At 61.2% G+C, this 6,140-nt stretch carries 6 protein-coding genes and 1 pseudogene; 1 reads left to right on the top strand and 6 read right to left on the bottom strand.

All coding sequences use genetic code 11. The features are described from left to right. Positions 1–93 (top strand): annotated as a pseudogene (locus ACQKP4_RS21110) (nitrilase-related carbon-nitrogen hydrolase); the annotation flags it as partial. A gap of 26 nt (positions 94–119) precedes the next feature. Here the strand turns inward: ACQKP4_RS21110 and dusB are convergent. From dusB to aroQ, 6 genes are all read right to left on the bottom strand, one after another. Continuing rightward, complete coding sequence (gene dusB, locus ACQKP4_RS21105; protein WP_427635553.1) at positions 120–1,130, bottom strand: tRNA dihydrouridine synthase DusB; 1,011 nt, start codon at positions 1,128–1,130, stop codon at positions 120–122. 186 nt (positions 1,131–1,316) lie between these two features. Beyond that, positions 1,317–2,531, bottom strand: a complete 1,215-nt coding sequence (locus ACQKP4_RS21100) for a DUF3426 domain-containing protein (protein ID WP_427635552.1) — start codon at positions 2,529–2,531, stop codon at positions 1,317–1,319. 30 nt (positions 2,532–2,561) lie between these two features. Next, entirely contained in the window at positions 2,562–3,440 is an 879-nt protein-coding gene (gene prmA, locus ACQKP4_RS21095) for a 50S ribosomal protein L11 methyltransferase (protein ID WP_427635551.1), read from the bottom strand. 322 nt (positions 3,441–3,762) lie between these two features. Then, positions 3,763–5,121, bottom strand: coding sequence for an acetyl-CoA carboxylase biotin carboxylase subunit (gene accC / locus ACQKP4_RS21090; RefSeq protein ID WP_427635550.1), 1,359 nt, complete (start codon positions 5,119–5,121; stop codon positions 3,763–3,765). Positions 5,122–5,138: 17 nt separating this feature from the next. Beyond that, on the bottom strand, positions 5,139–5,600 hold the full coding sequence (gene accB, locus ACQKP4_RS21085) for an acetyl-CoA carboxylase biotin carboxyl carrier protein (RefSeq protein ID WP_427635549.1): 462 nt from the start codon (positions 5,598–5,600) through the stop codon (positions 5,139–5,141). A gap of 48 nt (positions 5,601–5,648) precedes the next feature. Next, on the bottom strand, positions 5,649–6,101 hold the full coding sequence (aroQ, locus tag ACQKP4_RS21080; RefSeq protein WP_310845759.1) for a type II 3-dehydroquinate dehydratase: 453 nt from the start codon (positions 6,099–6,101) through the stop codon (positions 5,649–5,651). Positions 6,102–6,140 lie beyond the last annotated feature (39 nt).

The raw sequence follows: 6,140 nt of genomic DNA, 5'->3' as shown, positions 1-6,140 counted from the left end.
GAGACCCAGTGTTATGTGCTCGCGGCCGCCCAGGGTGGCACCCATCCGGGGCCGCGAGAGACTTACGGACATGCCGCCATCGTCGACCCATGGGCTCACTAAAGTCTCGGTCATCATCGTCATGCGGCCACCCCTTCTCCGTCCCCTGTCAGGCTCTTGTAACGTTCGGCGAAAAACCCCTGAACGTTGGCGCATTGTGCTTCCGTATCTTCCAAACGATTGAACTGGGCGCGAAACTCCCTGGCGCCCGGCAAGGTTGCGAGATACCAGCCCACATGCTTCCGAGCGATACGGACGCCCATGACATCTCCATAGAAGACGTGCAGGGCAGCCAGATGCTCTAGCAGAATGCGTTCCACTTCGATCAATTCCAGTGCCGGGAGCTTTTCGCCGGTACGCAGGAAATGATCGATCTCGCGAAAAATCCACGGCCGCCCCTGGGCGGCCCGGCCTACCAGCAGGCCATCGGCACCGGTCGCGTCGAGCACGTATCGGGCCTTTTCCGGCGAATCAATATCGCCGTTGGCAAAGACCGGCATCGACACCGCCTGCTTGATCGCGGCAATGGTGTCGTACTCGGCTTCACCGGTGTACAGGTCGGCACGGGTACGGCCATGAACCGCCAACGCCGCAATGCCTGCCTGCTCGGCGATCTTCGCCACCGTCAGGCCATTCTTGTTGTCCCGGTCCCAGCCGGTACGGATCTTCAGGGTCACCGGCACATCCACCGCAGCCACCACGGCGTGCAGGATCTCGGTGACCAGTGCTTCATCCTTCAACAGAGCGGAGCCGGCAGCCTTGTTGCAGACCTTCTTCGCCGGACAGCCCATGTTGATATCAATAATCTGTGCCCCCAGCTCGACATTGGCCCGGGCCGCATCCGCCAGCATCTGCGCGTCACCCCCGGCGATCTGTACCGAGCGGGGCTCGGGATCGCCTTCGTGAATCATGCGCATCCGCGATTTGCGGGTGTTCCACAAGCTCATGTCGCTGGTGACCATTTCCGAAACCACAAGCCCCGCGCCCAGTCGCTTGCACAGCTGACGAAAGGGCTGGTCGGTGACGCCCGCCATGGGGGCGAGAATCAAGCCGTTGTGCAATGTGTATGGACCGATGCGTACCGCCGACATAGGACTTCCCTGTTGTGGGGCCGGATCATGAGAGTTCGAAAAAGGGTTGGCATGATACCCGCTCTCGATGACTGGATAAAGGCTGAATTGAACAAAATCTGAACAGTTATTCTGTTATCGCCAGCGGTTTGGTGCGAGTGGTCAAAAGTCAGAAATCTGCCGTCAAGCCGATAACGGTGAAGCGTTTCACTCGGGCGAGTGGAAGCTCAGGCTGTAGTTCACCGCTTTGGCGCCGGGATCAAGAATGTCCAGCGCGATGTGGATCGGCGTTTGCGGTGGCATTTCGGCCATGCCTTCGAGGTCGCCGTTGAGGTACTCGCCGGGTTTGAAGCGGCGACTGGCGATCAGGTGGCCGTTGAGGTCGGCAAAGCGCAATTCCAGCAGCGGGAAGGGCTGCGAGAAGGGGGCCCGGTTGTAGATGATGGCGTCGACCACCAGCGCGCCGTTGAACTCCGGGTGACTGCGGACCACCAGGTTGCTGCTTTTGATTTTCGCGATATCGACTTTCGAAGGCACGGTGCAGCCGACCTGCGGGCACAGTTGCTGGAACCAGGGGCGGTATTGGTCCTGACGCGCCAGTTCGTCGAAGTGGTAGGCGATGTACTGACCAGCCAGCGCAGCGGCCCCCAGCAGTACCAGCAACATCCAGAATAAACGCCGGCCCCATGGGGAACGGCGTTTTTGCCAGTCCAGTTGCAGCGGGTCATCGGTCAGGTCTTGCAGCACTTCGGCGCGCACGGCCGGTTCACTGCGTTCGCGACGTTTGCGCAGGGGTTCGATCGAGGGCAGGTCGTCGTCGATGTCATCGGCCGCTGACAGGCGGCCGCGATGCAGGGGCGCATCGAGCGGGTCGTTCAGGCGCAGTTGCGGGACTTGATACTCGTCCTCCGGATCAACGGGTTCCAGCGAGAGCGAAGGTTCGGTGCGCGCGTGTTTGTCCGGTTCGGCCTCTGCGTCCGGCCGCTCGGTTTCGCTCGACCGGGCACGGTCGGCGGCCGATTCGCTGAAAAGGCTGTCGGACCACGGCTCTTCGTGCTCGATAGAGTCGCGTCGTGCGCTGAGGCCGTCTTCGCGGTGCCGGCCAAATTCCGTGGTCGGCTGGATTTCCCGCTGTTCGAGCCGGGCGAGTTCTTCATCCAGGTCCAGGCTGTCCAGGTCCAGCTCGGAAGCCGTCCACTGCTTTTGGCTGATGGCGCGTGGCGCCGGCGGCTCGACGATGGCCGGGGCCACCGGTTTGACAGGGGCTTTTCCAGCCCGTTGTTCCAGCAATTGTCTGGCGGCGTTGAACACCTGCAAACAGGAGCCGCAGCGAACCACCCCACGGGCCACGCTCAATTGAGCATGGCTGACGCGAAAGCTGGTTTGGCAATGCGGGCACTGGGTGACGAAGCTGTCGGTCATGCGGCGATCCGGTTTATGCAGGCGCTCATTCTAGCGCCGACGGCCAGTGATGCGCACCCAGCCATCGCGATTGGCAATCGGGTCCAGATCGAAGTCTTGGGCGTAGGCGGCAGCGACGTCTTCGCCTTGCTCGGCGAGGATGCCGGACAGCGCCAGGCGACCACCGGGCTTGACCAGGCTGGACAGCTGCGGCGCCAGCGACACCAGCGGCCCGGCGAGGATATTGGCGACCAGAACATCGGCTTTGACCTGCGGCAGGTCTTCCGGCAGATACAGCGGGAACAGCGCTTCGGCGATGTTGTTACGCCCGGCGTTGTCGCGGGATGCTTCGAGTGCCTGCACGTCGATGTCGGTGCCGACGGCTTCCTTGGCGCCCAGCAATAGCGCGGCAATCGCCAGGATCCCCGAGCCACAACCGAAGTCGAGCACGTTGCAATCTTTCAGGTCTTGGCCGTCGAGCCACTCCAGGCACAACGCGGTGGTCGGGTGCGTGCCGGTGCCGAACGCCAGGCCCGGATCGAGCAACAGGTTCACGGCGCCCGGTTCAGGGGCGGCGTGCCAGCTCGGCACGATCCACAGGCGTTGACCGAAACGCATCGGCTGGAAGCCGTCCATCCAGCTGCGTTCCCAGTCCTGGTCTTCGATCACTTCGCTGTGATGCTCGGGCAACGGGTTGCCGGTCAGCAGCTCAAGGTGGGCCAGCACGCTGGCGGCTTCGGTGCCGCCTTCGAACAAGGCCAGCAGGTGCGTGTGCGACCACAATGGCGTGGTGTTGAGTTCCGGTTCGAAGATCGGCTGATCTTCGGCGTCCATGAACGTCACCGACACGGCACCCACTTCAAGAAACGCGTCTTCGTAGGTTTCGGCTTGTTCTGGGCTGATGGCGAGACGGACTTGCAGCCAAGGCATGGCGGGCACCTTTGAAAAATATTGATTGCAGCCTAGCGGGCTGCGAGAAGCGCGCAAGTTTACGCGAGCGCGCGACAGAAGACGACCGGGTAGCCACGGATCAAAGGTGAACACCTCCCGTGGCGAGGGGGCTTGCCCCCGTTGGACTGCAAAGCAGTCCCGAAGTGATCGCTTCGGTGACGGCTGATGCAATGAGGTTGCATGGTTTTGCGGCTGCTGCGCAGCCGAACGGGGGCAAGCCCCCTCGCCACAGGGGCGCTGTGTAGCAATGTCCAGAAACAACAAAGCCGCCCGAAGGCGGCCTTGTTGGTCCGGCTGAAGCTTAGTGCTTGTCGCCAGCCAGCTTGTGCTCGAGGTAGTGAATGTTCACTCCACCTTTGCAGAAGCCTTCATCGCGGACGAGGTCGCGGTGCAGCGGGATGTTGGTCTTGATCCCGTCGACAACGATTTCGTCCAGCGCATTGCGCATGCGCGCCAGCGCTTCTTCACGGGTTGCGCCGTAGGTGATCAGCTTGCCGATCAACGAATCGTAGTTCGGCGGAACCGCATAACCGCTGTACAGGTGCGAATCGACGCGAACGCCGTTGCCGCCCGGCGCGTGGAAATGCTTGACCGTGCCTGGGCTCGGCATGAAGGTTTTCGGGTCTTCGGCGTTGATGCGGCATTCCAGCGAGTGACCGCGGATGACGACATCTTCCTGGGTATACGACAACTTGTTGCCAGCGGCGATGCTGAGCATCTCCTTGACGATGTCGATGCCGGTGACCATTTCCGAAACCGGGTGCTCAACCTGAACGCGGGTGTTCATTTCGATGAAATAGAACGCGCCGTTCTCGTACAGGAACTCGAAAGTGCCCGCGCCACGGTAGTTGATGTCGATGCACGCTTTGACACAGCGAGCGAGGACTTCAGCCCGAGCCTTCTCGTCGATGCCCGGTGCCGGCGCTTCTTCGAGAACCTTCTGGTGACGACGTTGCAGCGAGCAATCGCGGTCGCCCAGGTGGATGGCGTGGCCCTGGCCGTCGGACAGTACCTGGACTTCCACGTGACGTGGGTTGGTCAGGAATTTTTCCAGGTAGACCATCGGGTTGCCGAACGCCGCGCCTGCTTCGGTGCGGGTCAGTTTCGCGAAGGAGATCAGGTCTTCTTCTTTATGCACAACGCGCATGCCACGACCACCGCCGCCGCCAGCGGCTTTGATGATCACCGGGTAACCGACTTCGCGACCAATGCGCAAGGCGGTTTCTTCGTCTTCAGGCAGCGGGCCGTCAGAACCCGGAACGGTTGGCACGCCGGCAGCGATCATGGCGTGCTTGGCCGATACCTTGTCGCCCATCAGGCGAATGGTGTCGGCTTTCGGACCAATGAACGCGAAGCCGGAGTTCTCGACCTGTTCAGCGAAATCAGCGTTTTCCGCAAGGAAACCGTAGCCTGGGTGAATGGCGGTAGCGCCGGTCACTTCAGCGGCGGCGATGATTGCCGGGATGTGCAGGTAAGAGTGCGCGGCCGAGGCCGGACCGATGCAGACGGATTCGTCTGCCAGGCCCAGGTGCATCAGCTCTTTGTCGGCCTTGGAGTAAACGGCGACGGTCTTGATGCCCATCTCTTTGCAGGCACGCAGGATCCGCAGGGCAATCTCACCGCGGTTGGCGATCAGAACTTTTTCCAACTTCGCAGTCATCAAAGTTTCTCCGCGGTTCAAACGATGGTGAACAGCGGTTGGTCGTACTCAACCGGCTGGCCGTCTTCGACGAGGATGGATTCGATCACACCGCTGGTTTCAGCCTCGATGTGGTTCATCATCTTCATGGCTTCGACGATGCACAGGGTGTCGCCTTTCTTCACGGTCTGGCCGACTTCAACGAAGGACGGCGAGCTTGGCGAAGACTTGCGATAGAACGTGCCAACCATCGGCGAACGGGCAACGGTGCCGTTCAGGACCGCTGCGGCTGGCGCGGCAGGCGCAGCGGCGGCAACCGGTGCGGCAGCGGCAGGCGCTGGAGCCGGAGCTGGCATTGGAGCCGGTGCGTAATACTGCTGGGCCGGGGTTTTGCTGTGACGGCTGATGCGTACGGACTCTTCGCCTTCCTTGATCTCGAGCTCGTCGATGCCGGACTCTTCCAGCAGTTCGATCAGTTTCTTAACTTTACGGATATCCATGAATCATCAACTCCCAAGGGTCGGTCAGGGGCGTTTAACGCTTGTTGTTCAAGTCGTTGCCTGTCTTTCAAGCTGCTCTAGTGCGGCCTCCAGGGCCAGTCGATAACCGCTGGCGCCAAGGCCGCAGATCACTCCCACCGCTACGTCGGAGAAGTAAGAGTGATGGCGGAAAGGTTCGCGTTTGTGCACGTTAGACAAATGCACTTCGATGAATGGGATGCTCACCGCCAGCAGCGCGTCACGTAATGCGACGCTTGTGTGCGTAAAAGCTGCTGGATTGATCAGAATGAAGTCGACCCCTTCGCCGCGAGCGGCGTGGATGCGGTCGATCAATTCGTACTCGGCGTTGCTTTGCAGGTGCAGCAAATGATGGCCGGCTTCACGGGCACGGCGTTCCAGGTCCTGGTTGATCTGCGCCAGCGTCGTAGCGCCATAGGTGCCCGGTTCGCGGGTGCCGAGCAAGTTCAGGTTGGGTCCGTGCAGAACCAGTAAGGTCGCCATCTGCTGTTCCTTGTTATCCGTGTGCAATTGTCAGAACCC

Origin of the sequence: Pseudomonas sp. NPDC086278 (assembly GCF_050280905.1) — a bacterium.
Classification (GTDB): domain Bacteria; phylum Pseudomonadota; class Gammaproteobacteria; order Pseudomonadales; family Pseudomonadaceae; genus Aquipseudomonas.
The sequence above is the reverse complement of the archived record's forward strand: the minus strand, read 5'-3'. Positions and strand labels throughout refer to the sequence as shown.

What these genes read in the sequence shown, in the direction of transcription:
- dusB (WP_427635553.1), bottom strand. Translation starts at nt 1,130, where the DNA reads ATGTCGGCGGTACGCATCGGTCCATACACATTGCACAACGGCTTGATT.
- ACQKP4_RS21100 (WP_427635552.1), bottom strand. Translation starts at nt 2,531, where the DNA reads ATGACCGACAGCTTCGTCACCCAGTGCCCGCATTGCCAAACCAGCTTT.
- prmA (WP_427635551.1), bottom strand. Translation starts at nt 3,440, where the DNA reads ATGCCTTGGCTGCAAGTCCGTCTCGCCATCAGCCCAGAACAAGCCGAA.
- accC (WP_427635550.1), bottom strand. Translation starts at nt 5,121, where the DNA reads ATGACTGCGAAGTTGGAAAAAGTTCTGATCGCCAACCGCGGTGAGATT.
- accB (WP_427635549.1), bottom strand. Translation starts at nt 5,600, where the DNA reads ATGGATATCCGTAAAGTTAAGAAACTGATCGAACTGCTGGAAGAGTCC.
- aroQ (WP_310845759.1), bottom strand. Translation starts at nt 6,101, where the DNA reads ATGGCGACCTTACTGGTTCTGCACGGACCCAACCTGAACTTGCTCGGC.